Origin of the sequence: Falsigemmobacter intermedius (assembly GCF_004054105.1) — a bacterium.
Lineage (GTDB): Bacteria > Pseudomonadota > Alphaproteobacteria > Rhodobacterales > Rhodobacteraceae > Wagnerdoeblera > Wagnerdoeblera intermedia.
The window spans coordinates 1-2,004 of sequence record NZ_SBLC01000123.1 but is presented as its reverse complement, the minus strand read 5'-3'; the positions used below and the strand labels follow the sequence as shown (position 1 = coordinate 2,004).

General features: G+C 56.6%; 2 protein-coding genes. Both read left to right on the top strand.

The annotated features are described in order from the left end of the window. Nucleotides 1-196 (top strand): hypothetical protein (locus EP867_RS20140; RefSeq protein ID WP_206616398.1); only part of this gene is annotated, 196 nt, incomplete at its 5' end. Nucleotides 197-761: 565 nt separating this feature from the next. Beyond that, the gene (locus EP867_RS19465) at nt 762-1,901 is read left to right on the top strand and encodes an HPP family protein (RefSeq protein WP_128491075.1); all 1,140 of its coding nucleotides are present in this window, start codon (nt 762-764) and stop codon (nt 1,899-1,901) included. The last annotated feature ends 103 nt before the right edge of the window (nt 1,902-2,004 follow it).

Here is a 2,004-nt window from a genome sequence, read left to right as displayed (position 1 = left end):
TTGTGACGATCCCACCTTGGCACAAAGATGCCGTCGGGGGGCGGTTACAACATCAGAGTCCCTTTTGGGTGGCAAGGACGATGGTCTTCATGGCCGCCTCATGTGTTTTCAGAAGCGTAAACACTCAAACGCATTGTCGCGCAAGTATTTGATTGAATGTATGAATATACAAATAATTACGGAAATATTTAATTGAATTATTACTTATCTGAGTAAATGAGTAACAAGCCAGCCCTGTATGAGGGACTGGCCTTCTTTTCGTAAATGCATCAAGGCTGATAATATTAGACCTTCACCATGAGCTCTCCACTACGGAGAGTTCATGCCTGGTGCGCCCACGCCGCAGTTAAGTCGGGCATACTCTGCAGCCTCGTCGCGGGCGGTTTCCCGCGCCTGCAGGAGCAGGTTCAGCTGACGGGCCAGATCATGCATTCGCGGGGACGGTGCGCTCAAGGGCTCAGGATACGCTTGGCGCAGCGCGCTTCGGATCGCGTAGTTTGGGTCGTAGGAAGTCATGCGCAGGTTTCCATGCAGGCCAGTGTCTCAGGTCCAACCCCGGCTGGGGGGAAAAGAGCCCTCCTGCACACAATTAAGTTGCCGCTGCGTCAAAATTGTTTCACGGGCGGAATACACCCGGAGCGAAGGGGTTGCCCGCTACCCCAATAAACCGGACTTCCGGGACCAAGTGGTGCCACATTTTCGATGATTGATGTGGCTTGGCCGGCAGTTTAAGCCCTCTTTGGTTATGAGGGGGCAGCGGAATGCGCACTTTACTGAAATTTCCTCTGCGCGCACTCGGTCCGGTCGCTGCAGTTCCCTTTTGGGAGGCGCTCCGTTCAGGGTCAGGGGCGCTTCTGGCGCTCGCCGCCATCAGCTTGATCGCGCTTTCTTCTTACGCGACCGCTTGGGGGTTCACTCTGATCGCGCCTTTCGGTGCGAGTGCCGTTCTTCTCTTTGCTGCGGTCAACAGCCCTTTGGCACAGCCTTGGCCTGTCGTGATCGGAAACACTGCTTCAGCTATAGTTGCAGTCGGCGTCTGCACTGTGATCCCCGAACCCTTGATGGCAGCCCCTCTGAGCGTTGCGGGCGCGATTCTTACGATGGCTGTGTTGCGCGCGACGCATCCACCCGGCGGTGCGGTCGCTTTGACGGTGGCTCTCGCAGTTGGACAGACTTCAGTCCCCGAGATTACCTATATCGTGATCCCTGTGGCTGCCGGATCACTCGTTCTCGTGCTGTTGGCGGTTTTCTGGGCATGGCTGACGGGTCGCAGATATCCGATGCGCCAATTTAGAGCCCCCGGACCTGTGCTGACCGCGGATCCTCCTGCTGTTGAAAGGCTGGGGCTGACGGAGGCAGAGCTGCGTGATCTTCTTGCCGACTACCGACAATCCCTCAACGTCGGAGTAGAGGATCTCGCCCGACTGATTGGCGCGGCCGAGCTGCGGGCCGCAGGTCACCACGTCACCCCCACAACCGCGGGAGAGATCATGTCACGCGATCTCGTGACTGTGAGGCCAGAGGCTTCTCTGGAAGAAGTAGCCGGAATTTTTCGACACCACGGCTTTACCTCGCTTCCAGTCGTCTCTGAGAGCGGTGCGCTGTCAGGCGTGATTTTTCAGTTGAACCTGATAGCTGGGCTATCAGAGATGCGATACGGTCGGTTTTCGCTACGCTCTACCAGTTCACGAAAATCAGCCTCCGATATCATGTCGACGGTGACGTCCACGGTTAATGAGGATGCGCCAATCGGCCTTCTGGCTTCACGGCTTTCTGAAAAGGGCGCTGACGCTGTTCTGGTTGTGAGCCAAGAGAAGCTTTCCGGCGTTGTGACGCAGACCGACCTGATTTCGGCTTTGGCCCGCGAGCTGCTTCATAGAAGGAGCCCTGTTACGCGCTAACAGTTCAGATGCCCTCTCTTCCGTCTCAGATCCTGCGCCCGATAACCCGGACCTATCAACCTTGCACGGCAACGACTACCGACGGTATGGAGCAGTATTCCGA